Origin of the sequence: Klebsiella sp. WP3-W18-ESBL-02 (assembly GCF_014168815.1) — a bacterium.
GTDB classification, from domain to species: domain Bacteria; phylum Pseudomonadota; class Gammaproteobacteria; order Enterobacterales; family Enterobacteriaceae; genus Kluyvera; species Kluyvera ascorbata_B.
On sequence record NZ_AP021972.1, the window covers coordinates 498,621 to 521,752 of the forward strand.

General features: G+C 52.3%; 41 protein-coding genes. 35 read left to right on the forward strand and 6 right to left on the reverse strand.

Features of this window, described 5'->3' with window-relative positions; genetic code table 11:
- The 29 genes from rplD to H7R56_RS02525 all read left to right on the forward strand — a co-directional run bounded on the left by rplD (position 1) and on the right by H7R56_RS02525 (position 13,850).
- On the forward strand, positions 1-606 hold the full coding sequence (gene rplD, locus H7R56_RS02385; protein WP_000424395.1) for a 50S ribosomal protein L4: 606 nt from the start codon (positions 1-3) through the stop codon (positions 604-606).
- A complete protein-coding gene (gene rplW / locus H7R56_RS02390; RefSeq protein ID WP_000617546.1) occupies positions 603-905 on the forward strand; it encodes a 50S ribosomal protein L23 in 303 nt (100 codons plus the stop codon). Before rplD ends, rplW begins: the two co-directional genes overlap by 4 nt.
- Positions 906-922: 17 nt before the next feature.
- On the forward strand, positions 923-1,744 hold the full coding sequence (gene rplB, locus H7R56_RS02395) for a 50S ribosomal protein L2 (protein ID WP_008457150.1): 822 nt from the start codon (positions 923-925) through the stop codon (positions 1,742-1,744).
- A gap of 16 nt (positions 1,745-1,760) precedes the next feature.
- Positions 1,761-2,039, forward strand: coding sequence for a 30S ribosomal protein S19 (rpsS, locus tag H7R56_RS02400; protein WP_001138117.1), 279 nt, complete (start codon positions 1,761-1,763; stop codon positions 2,037-2,039).
- A gap of 14 nt (positions 2,040-2,053) precedes the next feature.
- Positions 2,054-2,386, forward strand: a complete 333-nt coding sequence (gene rplV, locus H7R56_RS02405) for a 50S ribosomal protein L22 (RefSeq protein WP_035894978.1) — start codon at positions 2,054-2,056, stop codon at positions 2,384-2,386.
- Positions 2,387-2,403: 17 nt separating this feature from the next.
- Complete coding sequence (gene rpsC / locus H7R56_RS02410; RefSeq protein WP_006817277.1) at positions 2,404-3,102, forward strand: 30S ribosomal protein S3; 699 nt, start codon at positions 2,404-2,406, stop codon at positions 3,100-3,102.
- Between the two features lie 12 nt (positions 3,103-3,114).
- Positions 3,115-3,525: a 50S ribosomal protein L16 gene (rplP, locus tag H7R56_RS02415; RefSeq protein ID WP_035894979.1), complete on the forward strand. Its 411-nt coding sequence runs from the start codon at positions 3,115-3,117 to the stop codon at positions 3,523-3,525.
- Positions 3,525-3,716 (forward strand): 50S ribosomal protein L29, encoded by a 192-nt coding sequence (gene rpmC / locus H7R56_RS02420; protein ID WP_002919754.1) that lies wholly within the window; start codon positions 3,525-3,527, stop codon positions 3,714-3,716. Before rplP ends, rpmC begins: the two co-directional genes overlap by 1 nt.
- Positions 3,716-3,970: a 30S ribosomal protein S17 gene (gene rpsQ, locus H7R56_RS02425; protein ID WP_035894980.1), complete on the forward strand. Its 255-nt coding sequence runs from the start codon at positions 3,716-3,718 to the stop codon at positions 3,968-3,970. Before rpmC ends, rpsQ begins: the two co-directional genes overlap by 1 nt.
- Positions 3,971-4,133: 163 nt before the next feature.
- Positions 4,134-4,505, forward strand: a complete 372-nt coding sequence (gene rplN / locus H7R56_RS02430; protein WP_000613954.1) for a 50S ribosomal protein L14 — start codon at positions 4,134-4,136, stop codon at positions 4,503-4,505.
- A gap of 10 nt (positions 4,506-4,515) precedes the next feature.
- Entirely contained in the window at positions 4,516-4,830 is a 315-nt protein-coding gene (gene rplX / locus H7R56_RS02435) for a 50S ribosomal protein L24 (RefSeq protein WP_003863287.1), read from the forward strand.
- Between the two features lie 14 nt (positions 4,831-4,844).
- Positions 4,845-5,384, forward strand: coding sequence for a 50S ribosomal protein L5 (gene rplE, locus H7R56_RS02440; RefSeq protein ID WP_106930836.1), 540 nt, complete (start codon positions 4,845-4,847; stop codon positions 5,382-5,384).
- 14 nt (positions 5,385-5,398) lie between these two features.
- Positions 5,399-5,704, forward strand: coding sequence for a 30S ribosomal protein S14 (rpsN, locus tag H7R56_RS02445; protein WP_064541637.1), 306 nt, complete (start codon positions 5,399-5,401; stop codon positions 5,702-5,704).
- 30 nt (positions 5,705-5,734) lie between these two features.
- Positions 5,735-6,127, forward strand: a complete 393-nt coding sequence (gene rpsH / locus H7R56_RS02450; RefSeq protein WP_003031127.1) for a 30S ribosomal protein S8 — start codon at positions 5,735-5,737, stop codon at positions 6,125-6,127.
- Positions 6,128-6,139: 12 nt separating this feature from the next.
- A complete protein-coding gene (rplF, locus tag H7R56_RS02455) occupies positions 6,140-6,673 on the forward strand; it encodes a 50S ribosomal protein L6 (RefSeq protein ID WP_106930838.1) in 534 nt (177 codons plus the stop codon).
- Positions 6,674-6,682: 9 nt separating this feature from the next.
- Positions 6,683-7,036 (forward strand): 50S ribosomal protein L18, encoded by a 354-nt coding sequence (rplR, locus tag H7R56_RS02460; protein WP_000358960.1) that lies wholly within the window; start codon positions 6,683-6,685, stop codon positions 7,034-7,036.
- Between the two features lie 14 nt (positions 7,037-7,050).
- Complete coding sequence (rpsE, locus tag H7R56_RS02465) at positions 7,051-7,554, forward strand: 30S ribosomal protein S5 (RefSeq protein ID WP_015962744.1); 504 nt, start codon at positions 7,051-7,053, stop codon at positions 7,552-7,554.
- A 3-nt stretch (positions 7,555-7,557) separates the two neighbouring features.
- Entirely contained in the window at positions 7,558-7,737 is a 180-nt protein-coding gene (gene rpmD, locus H7R56_RS02470) for a 50S ribosomal protein L30 (protein ID WP_003863301.1), read from the forward strand.
- A 3-nt stretch (positions 7,738-7,740) separates the two neighbouring features.
- The gene (gene rplO / locus H7R56_RS02475) at positions 7,741-8,175 is read left to right on the forward strand and encodes a 50S ribosomal protein L15 (RefSeq protein WP_106930840.1); all 435 of its coding nucleotides are present in this window, start codon (positions 7,741-7,743) and stop codon (positions 8,173-8,175) included.
- A 7-nt stretch (positions 8,176-8,182) separates the two neighbouring features.
- Positions 8,183-9,514 (forward strand): preprotein translocase subunit SecY, encoded by a 1,332-nt coding sequence (gene secY / locus H7R56_RS02480; RefSeq protein ID WP_015962746.1) that lies wholly within the window; start codon positions 8,183-8,185, stop codon positions 9,512-9,514.
- 31 nt (positions 9,515-9,545) lie between these two features.
- Positions 9,546-9,662: a 50S ribosomal protein L36 gene (gene rpmJ, locus H7R56_RS02485; protein WP_000868187.1), complete on the forward strand. Its 117-nt coding sequence runs from the start codon at positions 9,546-9,548 to the stop codon at positions 9,660-9,662.
- Between the two features lie 146 nt (positions 9,663-9,808).
- Positions 9,809-10,165 carry a 30S ribosomal protein S13 gene (rpsM, locus tag H7R56_RS02490; RefSeq protein WP_013364454.1) on the forward strand — a complete coding sequence of 119 codons (357 nt, stop codon included), beginning with the start codon at positions 9,809-9,811 and terminating at the stop codon, positions 10,163-10,165.
- A 16-nt stretch (positions 10,166-10,181) separates the two neighbouring features.
- The gene (gene rpsK / locus H7R56_RS02495) at positions 10,182-10,571 is read left to right on the forward strand and encodes a 30S ribosomal protein S11 (RefSeq protein WP_001029684.1); all 390 of its coding nucleotides are present in this window, start codon (positions 10,182-10,184) and stop codon (positions 10,569-10,571) included.
- A 33-nt stretch (positions 10,572-10,604) separates the two neighbouring features.
- Complete coding sequence (gene rpsD / locus H7R56_RS02500) at positions 10,605-11,225, forward strand: 30S ribosomal protein S4 (RefSeq protein WP_038158499.1); 621 nt, start codon at positions 10,605-10,607, stop codon at positions 11,223-11,225.
- A gap of 25 nt (positions 11,226-11,250) precedes the next feature.
- Entirely contained in the window at positions 11,251-12,240 is a 990-nt protein-coding gene (locus tag H7R56_RS02505) for a DNA-directed RNA polymerase subunit alpha (protein WP_002919219.1), read from the forward strand.
- 40 nt (positions 12,241-12,280) lie between these two features.
- Complete coding sequence (gene rplQ, locus H7R56_RS02510) at positions 12,281-12,667, forward strand: 50S ribosomal protein L17 (RefSeq protein WP_064541646.1); 387 nt, start codon at positions 12,281-12,283, stop codon at positions 12,665-12,667.
- Between the two features lie 110 nt (positions 12,668-12,777).
- Positions 12,778-13,146, forward strand: coding sequence for a DnaJ family domain-containing protein (locus H7R56_RS02515; protein ID WP_106930842.1), 369 nt, complete (start codon positions 12,778-12,780; stop codon positions 13,144-13,146).
- 2 nt (positions 13,147-13,148) lie between these two features.
- Complete coding sequence (gene zntR / locus H7R56_RS02520; protein WP_106930844.1) at positions 13,149-13,562, forward strand: Zn(2+)-responsive transcriptional regulator; 414 nt, start codon at positions 13,149-13,151, stop codon at positions 13,560-13,562.
- 72 nt (positions 13,563-13,634) lie between these two features.
- Positions 13,635-13,850, forward strand: a complete 216-nt coding sequence (locus H7R56_RS02525) for an alternative ribosome-rescue factor A (RefSeq protein ID WP_106930846.1) — start codon at positions 13,635-13,637, stop codon at positions 13,848-13,850.
- Here H7R56_RS02525 and mscL read toward each other — a convergent pair whose 3' ends face one another.
- The 5 genes from mscL to def form a co-directional block, all read right to left on the reverse strand.
- Entirely contained in the window at positions 13,851-14,261 is a 411-nt protein-coding gene (mscL, locus tag H7R56_RS02530) for a large-conductance mechanosensitive channel protein MscL (RefSeq protein ID WP_106930848.1), read from the reverse strand.
- A 147-nt stretch (positions 14,262-14,408) separates the two neighbouring features.
- On the reverse strand, positions 14,409-15,785 hold the full coding sequence (gene trkA, locus H7R56_RS02535; protein ID WP_106930850.1) for a Trk system potassium transporter TrkA: 1,377 nt from the start codon (positions 15,783-15,785) through the stop codon (positions 14,409-14,411).
- A 21-nt stretch (positions 15,786-15,806) separates the two neighbouring features.
- Complete coding sequence (gene rsmB, locus H7R56_RS02540; protein WP_106930852.1) at positions 15,807-17,096, reverse strand: 16S rRNA (cytosine(967)-C(5))-methyltransferase RsmB; 1,290 nt, start codon at positions 17,094-17,096, stop codon at positions 15,807-15,809.
- A 54-nt stretch (positions 17,097-17,150) separates the two neighbouring features.
- Positions 17,151-18,098 carry a methionyl-tRNA formyltransferase gene (gene fmt / locus H7R56_RS02545; RefSeq protein WP_106930854.1) on the reverse strand — a complete coding sequence of 316 codons (948 nt, stop codon included), beginning with the start codon at positions 18,096-18,098 and terminating at the stop codon, positions 17,151-17,153.
- Positions 18,099-18,112: 14 nt separating this feature from the next.
- Positions 18,113-18,622, reverse strand: a complete 510-nt coding sequence (gene def / locus H7R56_RS02550; protein ID WP_106930856.1) for a peptide deformylase — start codon at positions 18,620-18,622, stop codon at positions 18,113-18,115.
- A gap of 129 nt (positions 18,623-18,751) precedes the next feature.
- On the opposite strand from def, the gene dprA reads away from it, so the two are divergent.
- From dprA to H7R56_RS02580, 6 genes are read left to right on the forward strand one after another with little or no spacing between them, the layout of a single operon-like run.
- Complete coding sequence (dprA, locus tag H7R56_RS02555) at positions 18,752-19,876, forward strand: DNA-protecting protein DprA (protein WP_106930858.1); 1,125 nt, start codon at positions 18,752-18,754, stop codon at positions 19,874-19,876.
- A complete protein-coding gene (gene smg / locus H7R56_RS02560; RefSeq protein ID WP_106930860.1) occupies positions 19,848-20,321 on the forward strand; it encodes a DUF494 family protein Smg in 474 nt (157 codons plus the stop codon). The genes dprA and smg overlap by 29 nt, the downstream gene beginning before the upstream one ends.
- 26 nt (positions 20,322-20,347) lie before the next feature.
- On the forward strand, positions 20,348-20,902 hold the full coding sequence (locus H7R56_RS02565) for a DNA topoisomerase family protein (RefSeq protein ID WP_106930862.1): 555 nt from the start codon (positions 20,348-20,350) through the stop codon (positions 20,900-20,902).
- Positions 20,895-21,467, forward strand: a complete 573-nt coding sequence (gene tsaC, locus H7R56_RS02570) for an L-threonylcarbamoyladenylate synthase type 1 TsaC (protein WP_106930864.1) — start codon at positions 20,895-20,897, stop codon at positions 21,465-21,467. The genes H7R56_RS02565 and tsaC overlap by 8 nt, the downstream gene beginning before the upstream one ends.
- 3 nt (positions 21,468-21,470) lie before the next feature.
- Positions 21,471-22,289 carry a shikimate dehydrogenase gene (gene aroE, locus H7R56_RS02575; RefSeq protein WP_106930866.1) on the forward strand — a complete coding sequence of 273 codons (819 nt, stop codon included), beginning with the start codon at positions 21,471-21,473 and terminating at the stop codon, positions 22,287-22,289.
- Entirely contained in the window at positions 22,286-22,543 is a 258-nt protein-coding gene (locus tag H7R56_RS02580; protein WP_106930868.1) for a DUF1488 family protein, read from the forward strand. The genes aroE and H7R56_RS02580 overlap by 4 nt, the downstream gene beginning before the upstream one ends.
- On the opposite strand, the gene H7R56_RS02585 is transcribed toward H7R56_RS02580, so the two are convergent.
- The gene (locus tag H7R56_RS02585; protein ID WP_106930870.1) at positions 22,519-23,073 is read right to left on the reverse strand and encodes a gamma carbonic anhydrase family protein; all 555 of its coding nucleotides are present in this window, start codon (positions 23,071-23,073) and stop codon (positions 22,519-22,521) included. The genes H7R56_RS02580 and H7R56_RS02585 overlap by 25 nt on opposite strands.
- Between the last annotated feature and the right edge of the window lie 59 nt (positions 23,074-23,132).

Below are 23,132 nucleotides of genomic sequence, written 5' to 3' on the forward strand. Positions count from 1 at the left end.
ATGGAATTAGTATTGAAAGACGCGCAGAGCGCGCTGACTGTTTCCGAAACTACCTTCGGTCGTGATTTCAACGAAGCGCTGGTTCACCAGGTTGTTGTTGCTTATGCAGCTGGTGCTCGTCAGGGTACTCGTGCTCAGAAGACTCGTGCTGAAGTAACTGGTTCTGGTAAAAAACCATGGCGCCAGAAAGGTACCGGCCGTGCGCGTTCAGGTTCTATCAAGAGCCCGATCTGGCGTTCTGGTGGCGTGACCTTCGCTGCTCGTCCGCAGGACCACAGTCAAAAAGTTAACAAAAAGATGTACCGCGGCGCGCTGAAAAGCATCCTGTCCGAACTGGTACGTCAGGATCGTCTGATCGTTGTCGAGAAGTTCTCTGTTGAAGCGCCTAAAACTAAGCTGCTGGCACAGAAACTGAAAGACATGGCTCTGGAAGATGTGCTGATCATCACCGGTGAGCTGGACGAAAACCTGTTCCTGGCTGCGCGCAACCTGCACAAGGTTGACGTACGCGATGCAACTGGTATCGACCCGGTTAGCCTGATCGCCTTCGACAAAGTCGTAATGACTGCTGATGCTGTTAAGCAAGTTGAGGAGATGCTGGCATGATTCGTGAAGAACGTCTGCTGAAGGTGCTGCGCGCACCGCACGTTTCTGAAAAAGCGTCTACTGCGATGGAAAAAACTAACACCATCGTTCTCAAAGTTGCTAAAGACGCGACCAAAGCAGAAATCAAAGCTGCTGTGCAGAAACTGTTTGAAGTCGAAGTCGAAGTCGTTAACACCCTGGTTGTTAAAGGGAAAGTTAAACGTCACGGACAGCGTATCGGTCGTCGTAGCGACTGGAAAAAAGCTTACGTCACCCTGAAGGAAGGCCAGAATCTGGACTTCGTTGGCGGCGCTGAGTAAGTCGGAGGAGTAATACAATGGCAGTTGTTAAATGTAAACCGACATCTCCGGGTCGTCGCCACGTTGTTAAAGTGGTTAACCCTGAGCTGCACAAGGGCAAACCTTTTGCTCCGCTGCTGGAAAAAAACAGCAAATCCGGTGGTCGTAACAACAATGGCCGTATCACCACTCGTCACATTGGTGGTGGTCACAAGCAGGCTTACCGTATTGTTGACTTCAAACGCAACAAAGATGGTATCCCGGCAGTTGTTGAACGTCTTGAGTACGATCCGAACCGCTCCGCGAACATCGCGCTGGTTCTGTACAAAGACGGCGAGCGCCGTTACATCCTGGCCCCGAAAGGCCTGAAAGCTGGCGACCAGATTCAGTCTGGCGTTGATGCTGCAATCAAAGCAGGTAACACCCTGCCGATGCGCAATATCCCGGTTGGTTCTACCGTTCATAACGTAGAAATGAAACCAGGTAAAGGCGGTCAGCTGGCACGTTCCGCTGGTACTTACGTTCAGATCGTTGCTCGTGATGGTGCTTATGTCACCCTGCGTCTGCGTTCTGGTGAAATGCGTAAAGTCGAAGCAGACTGCCGTGCAACTCTGGGCGAAGTTGGCAATGCTGAGCATATGCTGCGCGTTCTGGGTAAAGCCGGTGCTGCACGCTGGCGTGGTGTTCGTCCGACCGTTCGCGGTACCGCGATGAACCCAGTCGATCACCCACATGGTGGTGGTGAAGGTCGTAACTTTGGTAAGCACCCGGTATCCCCGTGGGGCGTTCAGACCAAAGGTAAAAAGACCCGCAGCAACAAGCGTACTGATAAATTCATCGTACGTCGCCGTAGCAAATAATTTTAGAGGATAAGCCATGCCACGTTCTCTCAAGAAAGGTCCTTTTATTGACCTGCACTTGCTGAAGAAGGTAGAGAAAGCGGTGGAAAGCGGAGACAAGAAGCCCCTGCGCACTTGGTCCCGTCGTTCAACGATCTTTCCTAACATGATCGGTTTGACCATCGCTGTCCATAATGGTCGTCAGCACGTTCCAGTCTTTGTTACCGACGAAATGGTTGGTCACAAACTGGGTGAATTCGCACCGACTCGTACTTATCGCGGCCACGCTGCTGATAAAAAAGCGAAGAAGAAATAAGGTAGGAGGAAGAGATGGAAACTTTAGCTCAACATCGCCATGCTCGTTCTTCTGCTCAGAAGGTTCGCCTTGTTGCTGACCTGATTCGCGGTAAGAAAGTGTCGCAGGCACTGGAAATTCTGACCTACACCAATAAGAAAGCGGCTGTACTGGTCAAGAAAGTTCTGGAATCTGCCATTGCTAACGCTGAACACAACGATGGCGCTGACATTGACGATCTGAAAGTTACGAAAATTTTCGTAGACGAAGGCCCGAGCATGAAGCGCATTATGCCGCGTGCGAAAGGTCGTGCAGATCGCATCCTGAAGCGCACCAGCCACATCACTGTGGTTGTGTCCGATCGCTGAGACTCTGGAGACTAGCAATGGGTCAGAAAGTACATCCTAATGGTATTCGCCTGGGTATTGTAAAACCATGGAACTCAACCTGGTTTGCGAACACCAAAGAATTCGCTGACAACCTGGACAGCGACTTTAAAGTACGTCAGTACCTGACTAAGGAACTGGCGAAGGCGTCCGTATCTCGTATCGTTATCGAACGTCCGGCTAAGAGCATCCGTGTGACCATTCACACTGCTCGCCCGGGTATCGTGATCGGTAAGAAAGGTGAAGACGTAGAAAAACTGCGCAAAGTCGTAGCTGATATTGCTGGCGTTCCTGCCCAGATCAATATCGCCGAAGTGCGTAAGCCTGAACTGGACGCAAAACTGGTTGCTGACAGCATCACTTCTCAGCTGGAACGTCGCGTTATGTTCCGTCGTGCTATGAAGCGTGCTGTACAGAACGCAATGCGTCTGGGCGCTAAAGGTATCAAAGTTGAAGTTAGCGGCCGTCTGGGCGGCGCGGAAATCGCACGTACCGAATGGTACCGCGAAGGTCGCGTACCGCTGCACACTCTGCGTGCTGACATCGACTACAACACCTCTGAAGCGCACACCACTTATGGTGTAATCGGCGTTAAGGTATGGATCTTCAAAGGTGAGATCCTGGGTGGTATGGCTGCTGTTGAACAACCGGAACCGGCTGCTCAACCTAAAAAGCAGCAGCGTAAAGGCCGTAAATAAGGAGCGTCGCTGATGTTACAACCAAAGCGTACAAAATTCCGTAAAGTGCACAAAGGCCGTAACCGCGGTCTGGCGCAGGGTACGGATGTTAGCTTCGGCAGCTTCGGCCTGAAAGCTGTTGGCCGTGGTCGTCTGACTGCCCGTCAGATCGAAGCAGCACGTCGTGCAATGACCCGTGCAGTTAAGCGTCAAGGTAAGATCTGGATCCGTGTATTCCCGGACAAACCGATCACCGAAAAACCGCTGGCAGTGCGTATGGGTAAAGGTAAAGGTAACGTGGAGTATTGGGTTGCCTTGATCCAACCGGGCAAAGTCCTGTATGAAATGGACGGTGTTCCGGAAGAGCTGGCCCGTGAAGCATTCGGCCTCGCTGCAGCGAAACTGCCGATCAAAACCACCTTTGTAACTAAGACGGTGATGTAATGAAAGCAAAAGAGCTGCGTGAAAAAAGCGTTGAAGAGCTGAACGCTGAGCTGCTGAACCTGCTGCGTGAGCAGTTCAACCTGCGCATGCAGGCTGCAAGTGGCCAGCTGCAACAGACTCACCTGCTGAAGCAGGTTCGTCGTGATGTTGCACGCGTTAAGACTTTACTGACTCAGAAGGCGGGTGCGTAATGACCGATAAAATCCGTACTCTGCAAGGTCGCGTAGTTAGCGCAAAAATGGAGAAATCCATTGTTGTTGCTATCGAACGTATGGTGAAACACCCGGTATACGGCAAATTCATCAAACGTACGACCAAACTGCACGTACATGACGAGAACAACGAATGCGGCATGGGCGACGTGGTTGAAATCCGCGAATGCCGTCCGCTGTCCAAGACTAAATCCTGGACGCTGGTTCGCGTTGTAGAGAAAGCGGTTCTGTAATACAGTACTCGTTCTCGATACGAATAAACGGCTCAGCGATGAGCCGTTTATTTTTTCTACCCTTATCGTTGAAGCGGTGTTATAATGCCGCGCCCTCGATATGGGGCTTTTTAACGACCTGAATTCGGGTCTCAGTAGTAGTTGACATTAGCGGAGCACTAAAATGATCCAAGAACAGACTATGCTGAACGTCGCCGACAACTCCGGTGCACGTCGCGTAATGTGTATCAAGGTTCTGGGTGGCTCGCACCGTCGCTACGCAGGCGTAGGCGACATCATCAAGATCACCATCAAAGAAGCAATTCCGCGTGGTAAGGTCAAAAAAGGTGATGTGCTGAAGGCGGTAGTGGTGCGCACCAAGAAGGGTGTTCGTCGCCCGGACGGTTCTGTCATTCGCTTCGATGGTAATGCATGCGTTATTTTAAACAATAACAGCGAGCAGCCTATCGGTACGCGTATTTTTGGGCCGGTAACTCGTGAACTTCGTAACGAGAAGTTCATGAAAATTATCTCTCTGGCACCAGAAGTACTCTAAGGAGCGAATCATGGCAGCTAAAATCCGTCGTGATGACGAAGTTATCGTGTTAACCGGTAAAGATAAAGGTAAGCGCGGTAAAGTAAAAAATGTTCTGTCTTCCGGCAAACTTGTCGTTGAAGGTATCAACCTGGTTAAGAAACATCAGAAGCCGGTTCCGGCCCTGAACCAACCGGGTGGCATCGTTGAAAAAGAAGCCGCTATTCAGGTTTCCAACGTTGCAATCTTCAATGCGGCTACCGGCAAGGCTGACCGTGTAGGCTTTAGATTCGAAGACGGCAAAAAAGTCCGTTTCTTCAAGTCTAACAGCGAAACTATCAAGTAATTTGGAGTAGTACGATGGCGAAACTGCATGATTACTACAAAGACGAAGTAGTCGCTAAACTCATGTCTGAGTTTAACTACAATTCTGTCATGCAAGTCCCTCGGGTCGAGAAGATCACCCTGAACATGGGTGTTGGTGAAGCGATCGCTGACAAGAAACTGCTGGATAACGCAGCAGCTGATCTGACAGCAATCTCCGGTCAAAAACCGCTGATCACCAAAGCACGCAAATCAGTTGCAGGCTTCAAAATCCGTCAGGGCTATCCGATCGGCTGTAAAGTAACTCTGCGTGGCGAACGCATGTGGGAGTTCTTTGAGCGCCTGATCACTATTGCTGTACCGCGTATCCGTGACTTCCGTGGCTTGTCCTCTAAGTCTTTCGACGGTCGTGGTAACTACAGCATGGGTGTCCGTGAGCAGATCATCTTCCCAGAAATCGACTACGATAAAGTCGACCGCGTGCGTGGTTTGGATATTACCATTACCACTACTGCGAAATCTGACGAAGAAGGCCGTGCTCTGCTGGCTGCCTTTGACTTCCCGTTCCGCAAGTAAGGTAGGGTTACTGAATGGCTAAGCAATCAATGAAAGCACGCGAAGTAAAGCGCGTAGCTTTAGCTGATAAGTACTTCGCAAAACGCGCTGAACTGAAAGCTATTATCTCTGATGTGAACGCGACCGACGAAGATCGTTGGAACGCAGTTCTCAAGCTGCAGTCTCTGCCGCGTGATTCCAGCCCGTCTCGTCAGCGTAAACGCTGCCGTCAAACAGGTCGTCCGCATGGCTATGTGGGCAAGTTCGGGTTGAGCCGTATTAAGCTTCGTGAAGCCGCTATGCGCGGTGAAGTACCGGGCTTGAAAAAGGCTAGCTGGTAATTACCAATTGAATCACGGGAGTAAAGACAGATGAGCATGCAAGATCCGATCGCGGATATGCTGACCCGTATCCGTAACGGTCAGGCCGCGAATAAAGCTGCGGTCACCATGCCTTCCTCCAAGCTGAAAGTGGCAATTGCCAACGTGCTGAAGGAAGAAGGTTTTATTGAAGATTTTAAAGTTGAAGGCGACACCAAGCCGGAACTGGAACTGACTCTTAAGTATTTCCAGGGTAAAGCTGTTGTAGAAAGCATTCAGCGTGTCAGTCGCCCAGGTCTGCGCATTTATAAGCGTAAAGACGAGCTGCCGAAAGTTATGGCAGGCATGGGTATCGCAGTTGTTTCTACCTCTAAAGGTGTTATGACTGATCGTGCAGCGCGCCAGGCTGGTCTTGGTGGCGAAATTATCTGCTACGTAGCCTAATCGGAGGAAAAAATGTCTCGTGTTGCTAAAGCACCGGTCGTTGTTCCTGCCGGCGTTGATGTAAAAATCAACGGTCAGGTTATTACGATCAAAGGTAAAAACGGCGAGCTGACTCGTACTCTCAACGATGCTGTTGAAGTTAAACATGCAGATAATGCTCTGACCTTCGGTCCGCGTGATGGTTACGTAGACGGTTGGGCTCAGGCTGGTACCGCGCGTGCCCTGCTGAACTCAATGGTTATCGGTGTTACCGAAGGCTTCACTAAGAAGCTGCAGCTGGTTGGTGTAGGTTATCGTGCAGCGGTCAAAGGGAACGTAGTAAACCTGTCTTTAGGTTTCTCTCACCCGGTTGAACATCAGCTGCCGGCAGGTATTACTGCTGAATGTCCGACTCAAACTGAAATCGTGCTGAAAGGCGCTGATAAGCAGGTGATCGGTCAGGTTGCAGCGGATCTGCGCGCCTACCGTCGTCCTGAGCCTTACAAAGGCAAGGGTGTTCGTTACGCCGACGAAGTCGTGCGTACCAAAGAGGCTAAGAAGAAGTAAGGTAACACTATGGATAAGAAATCTGCTCGTATCCGTCGTGCGACCCGCGCACGCCGCAAGCTCCAGGAGCTGGGCGCAACTCGCCTGGTGGTACATCGTACCCCGCGTCATATTTACGCACAGGTAATTGCACCGAACGGTTCCGAAGTTCTGGTAGCTGCTTCTACTGTAGAAAAAGCTATCGCTGAACAACTGAAGTACACCGGTAACAAAGACGCTGCTGCAGCTGTGGGTAAAGCTGTCGCCGAACGCGCTCTGGAAAAAGGCATCAAAGATGTGTCCTTTGACCGTTCCGGGTTCCAATATCATGGTCGTGTCCAGGCACTGGCAGATGCTGCCCGTGAAGCTGGCCTTCAGTTCTAAGGTAGAGGTGTAAGATGGCTCACATCGAAAAACAAGCTGGCGAACTGCAGGAAAAGCTGATCGCGGTAAACCGCGTATCTAAAACCGTTAAAGGTGGTCGTATTTTCTCCTTCACAGCTCTGACTGTAGTAGGCGATGGTAACGGTCGCGTTGGTTTTGGTTACGGTAAAGCGCGTGAAGTTCCAGCAGCGATCCAGAAAGCGATGGAAAAAGCCCGTCGCAATATGATTAACGTCGCGCTGAATACTGGCACCCTGCAGCACCCGGTTAAGGGTACTCACACGGGTTCTCGTGTATTCATGCAGCCGGCTTCCGAAGGTACCGGTATCATCGCCGGTGGTGCAATGCGCGCCGTTCTGGAAGTCGCTGGAGTTCGTAACGTTCTGGCTAAAGCGTATGGTTCCACTAACCCGATTAACGTGGTTCGTGCAACTATCGACGGTCTGGAAAATATGAAATCTCCGGAAATGGTCGCTGCCAAGCGTGGTAAATCCGTTGAAGAAATTCTGGGGAAATAAACCATGGCAAAGACTATTAAAATTACTCAAACCCGCAGTGCAATCGGTCGTCTGCCGAAACACAAGGCAACGCTGCTTGGCCTGGGTCTGCGTCGTATTGGTCACACCGTAGAGCGCGAGGATACTCCTGCTGTTCGCGGTATGGTCAACGCGGTTTACTTCATGGTTAAAGTTGAGGAGTAAGAGATGCGTTTAAATACTCTGTCTCCGGCCGAAGGCTCTAAAAAGGCGGGTCGCCGTCTGGGTCGTGGTATCGGTTCTGGCCTCGGTAAAACCGGCGGTCGTGGTCACAAAGGTCAGAAGTCTCGTTCTGGCGGTGGCGTACGTCGTGGTTTCGAGGGTGGTCAGATGCCTCTGTACCGTCGTCTGCCGAAATTCGGCTTCACTTCTCGCAAAGCAGCGATCACAGCGGAAATCCGTCTGTCTGACCTGGCGAAAGTGGAAGGCGGTATTGTTGACCTGAACACGCTGAAAGCAGCTAACATTATCGGTGTCCAGATCGAGTTCGCGAAAGTGATCCTGGCTGGTGAAGTTTCTACTCCGGTAACTGTTCGTGGCCTGCGTGTTACTAAAGGCGCTCGTGCTGCTATCGAAGCTGCTGGCGGTAAAATCGAGGAATAAGTAGCAGATGGCTAAACAACCGGGATTAGATTTTCAAAGTGCCAAAGGTGGCTTAGGCGAGCTGAAACGCAGACTGTTGTTTGTAATCGGTGCGCTTATTGTGTTCCGTATTGGCTCTTTTATTCCGATCCCTGGTATTGATGCCGCTGTACTTGCCAAACTGCTTGAGCAACAGCGAGGCACCATCATTGAAATGTTCAACATGTTCTCTGGTGGTGCTCTCAGCCGTGCTTCTATTTTTGCTCTGGGGATCATGCCGTATATTTCGGCGTCGATCATTATCCAGCTGCTGACGGTGGTTCATCCAACGCTGGCTGAAATCAAGAAAGAAGGGGAGTCTGGTCGTCGTAAGATCAGCCAGTACACCCGCTACGGTACTCTGGTGCTGGCGATATTCCAGTCGATCGGTATTGCTACCGGTCTGCCGAATATGCCTGGTATGCAGGGCCTGGTAATCAATCCAGGCTTTGCATTCTATTTCACCGCTGTTGTAAGTCTGGTTACAGGGACCATGTTCCTGATGTGGCTCGGCGAACAGATCACTGAACGCGGTATCGGTAACGGTATCTCGATCATTATCTTCGCTGGTATCGTTGCGGGACTCCCGCCAGCCATTGCCCATACTATCGAGCAAGCGCGTCAAGGCGACCTGCACTTCCTCCTGTTGCTGTTGGTTGCAGTATTAGTGTTTGCAGTGACGTTCTTTGTTGTATTTGTTGAACGTGGTCAACGCCGCATTGTGGTAAACTACGCGAAACGTCAGCAGGGTCGTCGTGTCTATGCTGCACAGAGCACACATTTACCGCTGAAAGTGAATATGGCAGGGGTAATCCCGGCAATCTTCGCTTCCAGTATTATTCTGTTCCCTGCGACCATCGCGTCATGGTTCGGGGGCGGTACCGGTTGGAACTGGCTGACAACAATTTCGCTGTATTTGCAGCCTGGGCAACCGCTTTATGTGTTACTCTATGCGTCTGCAATCATCTTCTTCTGTTTCTTCTACACGGCGTTGGTCTTCAACCCGCGTGAAACAGCAGATAACCTGAAGAAGTCCGGTGCATTTGTACCAGGAATTCGTCCGGGAGAGCAAACGGCGAAGTATATCGATAAAGTAATGACTCGCCTGACACTCGTTGGTGCATTGTATATTACTTTTATCTGCCTGATCCCGGAGTTCATGCGTGATGCAATGAAAGTGCCGTTCTACTTCGGTGGGACATCGCTACTGATCGTTGTTGTCGTGATTATGGACTTTATGGCTCAAGTGCAAACTCTGATGATGTCAAGTCAGTACGAGTCTGCATTGAAGAAGGCGAACCTGAAAGGCTACGGCCGTTAATTGGTCGCCCGAGAAGTTACGGAGAGTAAAAATGAAAGTTCGTGCTTCCGTCAAGAAATTATGCCGTAACTGCAAAATCGTTAAGCGTGATGGTGTCATCCGTGTGATTTGCAGTGCCGAGCCGAAGCATAAACAGCGCCAAGGCTGATTTTTTCGCATATTTTTCTTGCAAAGTTGGGTTGAGCTGGCTAGATTAGCCAGCCAATCTTTTGTATGTCTGTACGTTTCCATTTGAGTATCCTGAAAACGGGCTTTTCAGCATGGTGCGTACATATTAAATAGTAGGAGTGCATAGTGGCCCGTATAGCAGGCATTAACATTCCTGATCAGAAACATGCTGTGATCGCGTTAACCTCGATCTACGGCGTCGGTAAGACCCGTTCTAAAGCCATTCTGGCTGCAGCGGGTATCGCTGAAAATGTTAAGATCAGTGAGCTGTCTGAAGGACAAATCGACACGCTGCGTGACGAAGTTGCCAAATTTGTCGTTGAAGGTGATCTGCGCCGTGAAATTAGCATGAGCATCAAGCGCCTGATGGATCTTGGTTGCTATCGCGGTTTGCGTCATCGTCGTGGTCTCCCGGTTCGCGGTCAGCGTACCAAGACCAACGCACGTACCCGTAAGGGTCCGCGCAAACCGATCAAGAAATAATCGGGGTGATTGAATAATGGCAAAGGCACCAATTCGTGCACGTAAACGTGTAAGAAAGCAAGTCTCTGACGGCGTGGCTCATATCCATGCTTCTTTCAACAACACCATCGTTACCATTACTGATCGTCAGGGTAACGCGCTGGGTTGGGCAACAGCCGGTGGTTCCGGTTTCCGTGGTTCGCGTAAATCCACTCCGTTTGCAGCTCAGGTTGCAGCAGAGCGTTGCGCTGACGCCGTTAAAGAATACGGCATCAAGAATCTGGAAGTTATGGTTAAAGGTCCGGGTCCAGGCCGCGAATCTACTATTCGTGCTCTGAACGCCGCTGGTTTCCGCATCACTAATATTACTGATGTGACTCCGATCCCTCATAACGGTTGTCGTCCGCCGAAGAAACGTCGCGTATAACGCTTCGTTTTCCAGGTTTGTTGGAGAAAGAAAATGGCAAGATATTTGGGTCCTAAGCTCAAGCTGAGCCGTCGTGAGGGCACCGACTTATTCCTTAAGTCTGGCGTTCGCGCGATCGATACCAAGTGTAAAATTGAACAAGCTCCTGGCCAGCACGGTGCGCGTAAACCGCGTCTGTCTGACTATGGTGTGCAGTTGCGTGAAAAGCAGAAAGTTCGTCGTATCTACGGCGTGCTGGAGCGTCAGTTCCGTAACTATTACAAAGAAGCAGCACGTCTGAAAGGCAACACCGGTGAAAACCTGTTGGCTCTGCTGGAAGGTCGTCTGGACAACGTAGTATACCGTATGGGCTTCGGCGCCACTCGTGCAGAAGCACGTCAGCTGGTTAGCCATAAAGCAATCATGGTAAACGGTCGTGTTGTTAACATCGCTTCTTATCAGGTTAAAGCGAATGACGTTGTTAGCATCCGTGAGAAAGCGAAAAAGCAATCTCGCGTTAAAGCCGCTCTGGAGCTGGCTGAACAGCGTGAAAAGCCAACCTGGCTGGAAGTTGATGCTGGCAAGATGGAAGGCACGTTCAAGCGTCAGCCTGAGCGTTCTGATCTGTCTGCGGACATTAACGAACACCTGATCGTCGAGCTTTACTCCAAGTAAAGCTTAGTACCAAAGAGAGGACACAATGCAGGGTTCTGTGACAGAGTTTCTAAAACCGCGCCTGGTAGATATCGAGCAAGTGAGTTCGACGCACGCCAAGGTGACCCTTGAGCCTTTAGAGCGTGGCTTTGGCCATACTCTGGGTAACGCACTGCGCCGTATTCTGCTCTCATCGATGCCGGGTTGCGCGGTGACCGAGGTTGAGATTGATGGTGTACTTCATGAGTACAGCACCAAAGAAGGCGTTCAGGAAGATATCCTTGAAATCCTGCTCAACCTGAAAGGGCTGGCGGTGAGAGTTCAGGGTAAAGATGAAGTTATTCTTACCTTGAATAAATCTGGCATTGGCCCTGTGACCGCAGCCGATATCACCCATGATGGGGATGTCGAAATCGTCAAGCCGCAGCACGTGATCTGCCACCTGACCGATGAGAACGCCGCTATTAGCATGCGTATCAAAGTTCAGCGCGGTCGCGGTTATGTGCCGGCTTCTGCCCGAATTCATTCGGAAGAAGATGAGCGCCCGATCGGCCGTCTGTTGGTCGACGCCTGCTACAGCCCTGTAGAGCGTATTGCCTACAATGTTGAAGCAGCGCGTGTAGAACAGCGTACCGACCTGGACAAGCTGGTCATCGAAATGGAAACCAACGGCACAATCGATCCTGAAGAGGCGATTCGTCGTGCGGCAACCATCCTGGCAGAACAACTGGAAGCTTTCGTTGATTTACGTGATGTACGTCAGCCGGAAGTGAAAGAAGAGAAACCAGAATTCGATCCGATCCTGCTGCGCCCTGTTGACGATCTGGAATTGACTGTCCGCTCTGCTAACTGCCTCAAGGCAGAAGCTATCCACTATATCGGTGATCTGGTACAGCGTACCGAGGTTGAGTTGCTGAAAACGCCGAACCTGGGTAAAAAATCTCTTACCGAGATTAAAGACGTGCTGGCTTCACGTGGTCTGTCTCTGGGCATGCGCCTGGAAAACTGGCCGCCGGCAAGCATTGCTGACGAGTAACCGGATCACAGGTTAAGGTTTTACTGAGAAGGATAAGGTCATGCGCCATCGTAAGAGTGGTCGTCAACTGAACCGCAACAGCAGCCATCGCCAGGCTATGTTCCGCAACATGGCAGGTTCTCTGGTTCGTCATGAAATCATCAAGACGACCCTGCCTAAAGCGAAAGAACTGCGTCGCGTAGTTGAGCCGCTGATTACTCTTGCCAAGACTGATAGCGTTGCTAATCGTCGTCTGGCATTCGCCCGTACTCGTGATAACGAGATCGTGGCAAAACTGTTTAACGAGCTGGGCCCGCGTTTCGCGAGCCGTACCGGTGGTTACACTCGCATTCTGAAGTGTGGCTTCCGTGCAGGCGACAACGCGCCGATGGCATACATCGAGCTGGTTGATCGTGCTGAGCCGAAAGCAGAAGCAGCTGCAGAGTAATTTGCAGTAAAGTAAAAAAACCCGCCTCGGCGGGTTTTTTTATATCCCCTCTTCCCCCATCCTATCTACAATAGCCGTATTGTTTTTGTTCAATTCAACGGAGTCGAATGATGTGGCTACTGGACCAATGGGCTGAACGTCATATCAGCGATGCCCAGCGTAAAGGCGAATTTGATAACCTTCCTGGTCAGGGTGAACCGCTGAGCCTAGATGATGATTCCGCCGTACCGGCAGAACTGCGTTCCGGCTACCGGCTGTTGAAGAATGCAGGCTGTTTACCTCCTGAGCTTGAACAACGTAAAGAGGCGATGGCGCTGGCCGACCTGCTGAAAGGCATTCGTCGGGAGGACGGGCGTTACCATGAGCTGAGCCGTAGGCTGGCGCTGATGGAGCTAAAGCTCCAGCAGGCGGGACTGAGCACCGAGTTTTTGCGCGGTGATTATGCCGATAAACTCATGCAAAAAATTAACGAGGAGTAGCAATGTACCGAATTGGCGAGCTGGCAAAACAGGCAGGTGTCACGCCTGACACCGTCCGTTATTATGAAAAGCAGCAGATGATGAGCCATGATGTACGCACCGAAGGCGGGTTCAGGCTCTATACTGCCGACGATCTTCAACGTCTGAAGTTCATTCGTTATGCGCGGCAGCTTGGTTTTACACTCGAATCGATCCGCGAATTGTTGTCGATCCGTGTGGATCCGGAACACCATACCTGCCAGGAATCTAAGAGCATTGTCCAGGCCAGACTCAGCGAAGTGGAGTTGCGTATTGAAGAGCTGCAGTCGATGCAGCACGCGCTCAAACAGCTGAATGATGCCTGCTGTGGAAGCGCGCACAGCAGTGAATTTTGCTCCATTCTCAGTATTCTTGAACAGGGCGCTGGGGCGTCGTGAAATCATTGTTGAATTTTTGAACCATGAGATCTACACTCGCCGCGTATCAATAACCCCAACTGGAGATATTTTATGAGCCGCTATCAGCATACGAAGGGGCAGATTAAAGATAATGCGCTTGAAGCGCTGTTGCATGACCCGCTGTTTCGTCAGCGCGTTGAGAAAAACAAAAAAGGGAAAGGGAGCTACTTACGTAAGGAAAAACACGGTAAACAATATGGTCGGGAGGCCAGTGGCAAACAAGCAATGTGCTTTTTTACCACTGGCTTTCTGCTTTCTGCGGCCTGATTAAGAACGGTTATTCTGTTCTTTCAGCAGATCGCGAATTTCGGACAGCAGCACTTCTTCTTTTGTTGGCGCCGGAGCGGCAGCCGGTTCTTCTTTCTTACGGTTAAGCTTGTTCATCAGCTTAATGGCCATAAAGATAGCGAAAGCGACAATAATAAAATCAAATATGTTCTGGATGAATACGCCGTAATGCATGACCACGGCAGGAATATCACCCTGTGCGTCACGCAGCGTCACTGCAAACTGTTTGAAATCAATCCCACCGATTAAAAGACCCAGCGGCGGCATGATGATGTCTGCAACGAGGGATGACACAATCTTGCCAAACGCCGCACCAATAATGACACCCACTGCCAAATCAACAACATTTCCCCGCATCGCGAATTCGCGAAACTCTTTAATAATGCTCATTTTATTCTCCCTTGTGCTAGCTGACGTTTATAAGTTTAACAAATGTTTATCTAATTTCCATTGGTGATAATAAATATGACGGCATTAATTAACCCTGAAATATGAGAGGGTTAATAAAAAGGCGCCCTTTTGAGCGCCTTTGGAAAATTAAAGGAAGAAGGGGCTGGGCTGGAACAATCGCTCTACGTCGGAAATATATTTTTTGTCGGTCAGGAACATAATGACGTGATCGCCTTGTTCAATGCGCAAATTATCATTGGCAATCATAACGTCATTCCCGCGGACCACTGCGCCGATAATCGTACCCGGCGGCAGTTTGATTTCGTCAATCACGCGCCCAACCACCCGCGATGTGCTTTCATCACCGTGAGCAACGGCTTCAATTGCCTCGGCAACGCCACGACGCAGTGACGAGACGCCAACAATATCCGCTTTGCGCACGTGGCTCAACAGCGCAGAGATCGTGGCCTGCTGTGGCGAGATCGCAATATCGATAACGCTGCCCTGAACCAGATCGACATAGGCGCGGCGTTGGATCAACACCATCACTTTTTTGGCGCCCATCCGCTTGGCCAGCATTGCGGACATGATATTCGCTTCATCGTCGTTGGTGACGGCGATGAACAGATCAACTTGATCGATATGCTCTTCCGCCAGCAGCTCTTGATCCGATGCATCACCAAAGAAGACGATGGTATTTTGCAGCTTCTCTGCCAGTTCGGCCGCGCGCTGCTGATTACGTTCAATCAGCTTCACGCTGTAATCTTTTTCCAGACGGCGTGCCAGGCCGGCGCCGATATTACCGCCGCCAACCAGCATGATGCGCTTATACGGTTTTTCCAGCCGCTGAAGCTCGCTCATGACCGCGCGAATATGCTGTGATGCGGCAATAAAGAACACTTCATCCCCGGCTTCCACGATAGTGGAACCCTGCGGACGAATAGGGCGATCATGACGGAAGATGGCCGCCACGCGGGTATCAATGTGCGGCATATGCTCGCGCATAGTCGACAGGGCATTACCCACCAGCGGGCCACCGTAATACGCCTTCACTACTGCCAGGCTGACCTTGCCTTCGGCGAAATTGACGACCTGCAGCGCACCCGGGTATTCGATCAGGCGGTAGATGTTGTCAATGACCAGCTGCTCAGGCGCGATGAGATGGTCGATCGGTACGGCGTCGCTCTGGAACAGCTTATCGGCGTCGCGCACATAGTCCGGTGAGCGGATTCGTGCGATACGGTTAGGCGTATTGAATAATGAGTAGGCGACCTGGCAGGCGACCATATTCGTTTCATCCGAACTGGTCACAGCAACCAGCATATCGGCATCGTCAGCACCCGCCTCGCGCAGCACGCGAGGATGTGAGGCATGGCCTTGCACAACGCGGAGGTCGAATTTGTCCTGCAGGCTGCGCAGGCGCTCGCCGTTGGTGTCAACGATGGTGATGTCGTTGTTTTCCCCGACCAGGTTTTCCGCCAGCGTGCCGCCGACTTGTCCGGCGCCCAGAATGATAATTTTCATCAGTTGCGACCCGTTATCTCATTACTTTTTGATTAGCTTAGCGTAGAAGAAGCCATCACCTTCTTCGGCACCGGGTAAATTCTGGCGGCCTGGCTGCTCGGGCGTGCCGGTCTCGCAGAGTACGGCATCCGGCGTACGGGCCAGGAATGCGGCAATTTGCTGTTGGTTTTCTTCCGGCAGAATGGAGCAGGTGGCGTACACCAGCGTACCGCCTGGTTTCAGATGCGCCCAGGTGGCATTGAGTATTTCGGCCTGTAGCTGGGCCAGCTCGGCGATGTCTCGATCCCGGCGCAGCCATTTAATATCAGGGTGGCGGCGAATGACGCCGGTCGCAGAACACGGCGCATCCAGCAGAATACGATCGAACTGCTGCTCGCCGCACCATTGCTCAGGATAACGACCATCGCCTTGTTTTACCGTCGCTTTCATTCCCAGGCGCTTCAGGTTGTCATAAACGCGTGAAAGCCGCTTTTCATCGACGTCCACCGCCATAACATCGGCCTGTGGTGCGACTTCCAGAATATGAGTTGTTTTACCGCCTGGCGCACAGCACAGATCGAGGATCTGTTCGCCGTTTTCCGGCAGCAGATAGTTTATACACCCTTGAGCGGACGCATCCTGTACGGTCACCCAGCCTTCGTCAAACCCCGGCAAGGCGTGCACGGGTGCTGGCGTTTCCAGACGCACGGCATCCGGATACTCTGGATGGGGGTAACCCGTCATGCCGGCTTCCGCGAGCAGGCCAAGCCAGGCGTCACGCGTATGATGGTTGCGGTTGACGCGCAACCACATTGGCGGGCGCTGATTATTGGCCTCGAGAATGGCTTCCCACTGCTGGGGATAGGCAGACTTAATACGCTTCACCAGCCAGGAAGGATGAAGGAAACGCAAATCGCTTTGCGCGAATTCGGCCAGTAGCTCTTCCTGGCGGCGCTGGAACTGACGCAGCACGCCGTTGATTAGCCCTTTCAACTGAGGACGCTTAATGACGACCGCGCCCTCAACGGTTTCGGCCAGCGCGGCGTGTGGGGGAATACGGGTATGCAGCAGCTGGTAAACACCAACCATGATCAGGTAGTGAACCGTGCGCTGTTTGCCCGTCATCGGGCGTTCCATCAGCTGTTGGATCATCCACTCAAGCTGCGAAAGCGTGCGCAGCACGCCGAAGCACAGTTCCTGCAGCAGCGCTTTATCTTTATCGGCCACTTTTTGCTGTAATGCCGGTAGCACGTTGCTTAGAGACTGCCCTTTTTCGACAACCTGTTCAACGGCCTGGGCCGCCATACTGCGTAAATTAAGATATTTTTTCATAACCGTAAAAATAAAAATGCCCGGAGACTCCGGGCTTTAAAAAGGTACGAACCGTCAGAGCAGACGGTTTCCGGGCTCGAACCACTCCCGGCGTGAATTCAGCAGATCCTGGGCGCTCATGGCTTTCTTACCTGCTGGCTGCAGCGAGAGAAGATTCAGGATGCCGTCACCTGTGGCGACCTGTATCCCCTGGCGGCTGGCTTCAAGAATGGTCCCTGGCTCGGCGTTTGCAGGCTTATCAATTACCGTTGCTTGCCAGATTTTGACCGGCTGTTCGTCAATGACGATATAGCTCATCGGCCATGGGTTAAAGGCGCGGATGCAGCGTTCTAGCTGAGCAGCGCCCAGCGTCCAGTCTACCCGGGCTTCTTCTTTGCTGAGCTTTTCGGCATAGCTCACCAGCGCTTCATCCTGAACTTCAGGCTTCGCCGTACCGGTGGCCAGCAGATGCAACGTATGCAGCAGACCCTGTGGGCCGAGTTCAGCCAGCTTGTCATACAGACTGGCGCTAGTATCGTCAGCGGTAATCGGGCAGGAAAGCTTGTGCAGCATGTCGCCAGTGTCCAGACCTACGTCCATCTGCATGATGGTGACGCCTGTTTCGCTGTCACCGGCCCATAGCGAGCGCTGAATCGGCGCCGCGCCGCGCCAGCGCGGCAGCAGGGAACCGTGAACGTTGATGCAGCCGAGGCGTGGCATCGCCAGCACGGCTTTCGGCAGGATGAGCCCGTAGGCGACCACGACCATGACGTCGGCCTGCAGGTCAGCAACCAGCTTCTGGTTTTCTTCTGGGCGCAGGGAAACCGGCTGGAAGACGGGGATCCCTTTCTCTTCTGCCAGGACTTTGACCGGGCTCGGCATCAGCTTCTTGCCGCGACCGGCAGGGCGATCGGGCTGGGTAAACACGCCAACGACCTGATGCTCAGACGACAGCAGCGCGTCAAGATGACGCGCTGCAAAATCGGGCGTACCCGCGAAAATAATACGTAGGGAGTCTGACACGTTAATCCTTATCCTTAGGCACGCGCGTTCAGGCGATCCAGTTTTTCAACTTTCTGACGAATACGCTGCTGTTTTAACGGCGACAGATAATCGATAAACAGCTTACCGACCAGGTGGTCCATCTCGTGCTGAATACAGATAGCCAGCAGGCCATCGGCTTCCAGTTCAAACGGCTTACCGTCACGGCCGATAGCGCGAATTTTAACACGCTCGGCGCGCGGTACGAGTGCACGCTGCTCGGGAATAGACAGACAGCCTTCTTCAATACCTGTATCGCCGTCTTTTTCCAGCAGCTCCGGGTTGATCAGCACCAGCTGCTCGTCACGATTCTCAGAAACATCGATAACGATAATACGCTGATGAATATCGACCTGGGTCGCGGCCAGGCCAATACCTTCTTCGGCGTACATGGTTTCGAACATATCGTCGACAATACGCTGAATTTCGTCATTTACTTCTTTTACCGGGGCGGCGACTTTGCGAAGACGCTCGTCCGGGATATGTAATACTTGCAAAACTGCCATAAATATCCAGAGTTCTGTTCAGGAGTAGGAAACATTATTACCTCTATTCTAGACAAAACCCCCTCTAATTGACAGAGTCACTGACCAATCGCAAAGATTGCTCATGCCGCATGTGGCAAGGGGGAAAGGATGTCACCCGAGGAATTGGCCTTTCGTTTGTTGAAGGTAAATGATTTATACGGCGACGGTATGCTGCATGTGCTGTGCGCGCTGCGCCAGCAGGCCGCTATTACCCGCCAGACGCTTTGTTCGCTGGGCTTTACCGTGAAACAGGCTGAGCGCTTTTTCGCTTTTTCCTCAACTGAGATGGTTGAGGCCAACCGCTGGCTCGCAGAACCAGGCAACCATCTTCTCTATGCGGATTCGCCACGCTATCCAGAGGCGCTGCGATCGATTGCTGATTATCCGGCGGTGTTGTGCGTGCGCGGCAATTTGCCGCTGCTGTCGTCGCCGCAGCTTGCCGTTGTCGGCAGCCGGCAGCATTCACTCTATGGTGAACGTTGGGGGCGCTATCTTTGCGAAGCGTTGGTAAAACGCGGCATGACGATTACCAGCGGGCTGGCTCTGGGTATTGACGGCGTGGCTCATCGTGGTGCGCTGCGGGCGGGAGGCGGTACGATCGCCGTCCTTGGCAGCGGGCTGAACCATATTTATCCTCGTCGGCATCGTGCTCTGGCTGACGATATTGTTGCGTGCGGCGGCGCGCTGGTGTCTGAATTCCCTCTGGCGGCTACGCCTGCGCCGTACCATTTCCCACGACGAAATCGCATCATCAGCGGGCTAAGCCATGGCGTGCTGGTTGTGGAGGCGGCGCTGCGCAGTGGTTCGTTAGTGACTGCACGCTGTGCGCTTGAGCAAGGCAGAGAGGTTTTCGCCATTCCAGGCCCGATCGGCCACCCGGGAATGGAAGGGCCACATTGGCTGATTAAACAGGGCGCCGTGATGGTGACGGAGCCTGAAGATGTTCTGGCATTTTTTCAGGGCCTAAACAAACAGTTGCCTGATTGTGCCGAAATGACAAATTATTGTGCAGATAAGGAATCCGTAGCATTGCCATTTCCTGAGCTCCTGGCTAACGTAGGAGATGAGGTAACACCTGTTGACGTCGTCGCTGAACGTGCCGGCCAACCTGTGCCAGTGACCGTGGCCCAGCTACTTGAACTGGAGTTAGCAGGATGGATCGCAGCTGTACCCGGCGGCTATGTCCGATTAAGGAGGGCAGGCCATGTTCGACGTACTAATGTATTTGTTTGAGACCTACATCCATAACGAAACAGACATGCGCGTAGATCAGGACAAACTGACTCGGGATCTCACCGATGCAGGGTTCGAACGTGAAGATATCTTCAACGCGCTGATATGGCTGGAAAAGCTCGCCGACTATCAGGAAGGCCTCGCTGAACCGATGCAACTTGCGTCCGATCCTCTCTCCGTGCGTATTTTTACTCAGGAAGAGAGCCAACGTCTGGATGCCAGCTGTCGCGGGTTCCTGTTATTTCTCGAGCAGATTCAGGTGCTAAACCTCGAAACGCGGGAAATGGTTATTGAGCGCGTGATGGCTCTGGATACCGCAGAGTTTGAGCTGGAAGAGCTGAAATGGGTCATTTTAATGGTGCTATTCAATCTTCCAGGCTGTGAAAACGCGTATCAACAAATGGAAGAATTACTCTTCGAGACGAATGAAGGTATGCTGCATTAATTCATTATGCGGCATCAAGAGTTGTTATGGTCAAATCAGCGCTGTTTTCGGTGCCTAAACACGAGCCCTGCCCACAGTGCGGGGCCGAACTGGTCATACGGTCCGGCAAGCATGGGCCGTTCCTGGGCTGCTCTCATTATCCGGAATGCGATTATGTCCGTCCCCTGAAAAGCCAGGCGGACGGACATATCGTGAAGATTCTGGAGGGGCAGCTGTGTCCCGCGTGTGGTGCCGTGCTGGTGCTGCGTCAAGGGCGTTTTGGTATGTTCATCGGATGTAGCCAGTATCCGGAATGTGAGCATACTGAAGTTATTGATAAGCCAGATGAAACGGCAATTTCCTGTCCGGCCTGTCAGCAAGGCAAGCTGGTGCAGCGTCGTTCCCGCTATGGCAAAACCTTTCATTCTTGCGATCGCTATCCGGAATGTCAGTTCGTCATTAACTTCACTCCGGTTGCGGGAGAGTGCCCTGAGTGCCACTACCCGCTGCTTATCGAAAAGAAAACGGCGCAGGGCGTAAAACGTTTTTGTGCCAGTAAACAATGTGGAAAGCCGGTTCCGGCGAAACAAATCAGTGAATAAAAACCTGCCCTCAGAGGCCGTACAGCGTGCGGTTGTTGCTCTGAATAATAAAGAAGTCATCGCTTATCCGACCGAAGCCGTGTTCGGCGTCGGCTGCGATCCTGATAGTGAAGAAGCGGTTATGCGTCTGCTGGCGCTGAAGCAGCGCCCGGTTGAAAAAGGATTAATCCTCATTGCCGCTAGCTTTGAACAGCTCCAACCGTATATTGACGACAGCCTGCTAACCGAAGCGCAGCGCGCAACGGTCTTCGCTCGCTGGCCGGGGCCGGTGACGTTTGTCTTCCCGGCGAAGCCAACGACGCCTGCCTGGCTGACCGGCCGCTTTAACTCTCTGGCCGTGCGTGTTACCGATCACCCTGTCGTGATTGCGCTCTGCAAGGCCTATGGTAAACCGCTGGTGTCGACCAGTGCTAACCTGACGGGTCTGCCTCCGTGCCGCACTACGGCGGAAGTGCTCACGCAATTTGGCGATGACTTCCCCGTTGTTGATGCGCCAACCGGGGGGCGGATGAATCCGTCAGAAATTCTTGATGCCCTGACGGGTGAACGTTTTCGCCAGGGGTAACGTATGGAAAGCTACGTCGTTTTTGGTAACCCGATTGCACACAGCAAATCGCCGTTTATTCATCAGCAGTTTGCCGAACAGCTCAAGATTGCGCACCCGTATGGCCGCATGCTGGCGCCGTTAGATTGTTTTGTTCCGACGCTGGAAGCCTTTTTCCAGCAGGGCGGTAAAGGGGCGAACGTTACGGTTCCTTTTAAAGAAGAAGCATTCGCTCGTGCCGACGAGCTGACTGAGCGCGCCGCTCTGGCAGGCGCAGTCAATACGCTCAAGCGTCTCGATGATGGGCGTATTCTCGGTGATAACACCGACGGCATCGGCCTGTTGAGCGATCTGGAACGGCTTCATCTGATTAAACCGGGCTGTCGTGTTTTACTGATTGGTGCTGGTGGCGCGGCGCGCGGCGTGCTGTTGCCGCTGCTCTCGCTCGACTGCCATGTCACCATCACTAACCGTACATATGCGAGAGCGCAAACGCTCGCTGAACTGTTTCGTCATACCGGCAGCGTGAGCGCGCAGCCGATGTCTGAGCTAGCTGAGCATGCATTTGATCTGATCATTAATGCGACATCCAGCGGAATTTCAGGTGAGATACCATCAATTCCGGCGTCGTTGGTGGGCCCGCAGGTTTGCTGTTACGACATGTTTTATCAAAAGGGTAATACGGCCTTTCTGGCCTGGTGCATTCAGCATGGCGCAAAACGTTATGCAGATGGATTAGGGATGCTGGTGGGCCAGGCGGCGCATGCGGTTCTGCTGTGGCATGGCGTTTTACCAGACGTTGAACCGGTCATTGCATCTCTCAAACGTGAGCTAGGCGCATGAATCAGGCGATCCAGTTTCCTGACCGCGAAGAGTGGCGTGCTGACCTCCAGGCGGTTTGTTTTCCAGCGCTGGTGAATGGTATGCAGTTAATGTGTGCTTTAAGTGCGGAAACCATGGTTCGTCGCTTTGGCGGGGACGAACCTCGGCAGTGGCTGGCGCTGTTTAGCGAGAATCGCTGGGATCTGGAAGAAGAAGCCAGCGATCTTATTCGCGACCAACAGGAGGACGATCAGGGCTGGGTCTGGCTTTCCTGATCCAGATAGTCGTCTTTCCACTTCACATAGTTATTGGCCGAATAGCGCAATCCTTCCAGTTCGGCCTCTTTCAACGGTCGAATCTGTTTGACCGGGCTTCCCAGATAAAGATAACCGCTTTCCAGACGTTTATGCTGAGGCACCAGGCTACCAGCACCAATCATGACGTCGTCTTCAACGATTACGCCGTCCAGTAGAATAGAACCCATACCGACCAATACCCGATTACCAATGGTGCAGCCGTGCAGCATCACTTTATGACCGACGGTAACGTCTTCGCCGACGATCAGCGGATTGCCTACCGGGTTCTTTTCTGACTTATGCGTCACATGGAGCACGCTGCCGTCCTGAATATTGCTGCGCGCGCCGATCTGGATGTAGTTAACGTCGCCGCGTGCGACAACCAGTGGCCAGATGCTGACATCGTCGGCCAGGCGGACGTCACCTACGATCGCGCAGGTAGGATCAATCATCACGCGATCGCCGATGACGGGGAATAAATCTTTATAGCGGCGTAAAACGGCTGACATGTTTACCTCATTAAAACGGTGTCATGGTGGAATAGCTGTTCATTATCAGCTCAATTTGT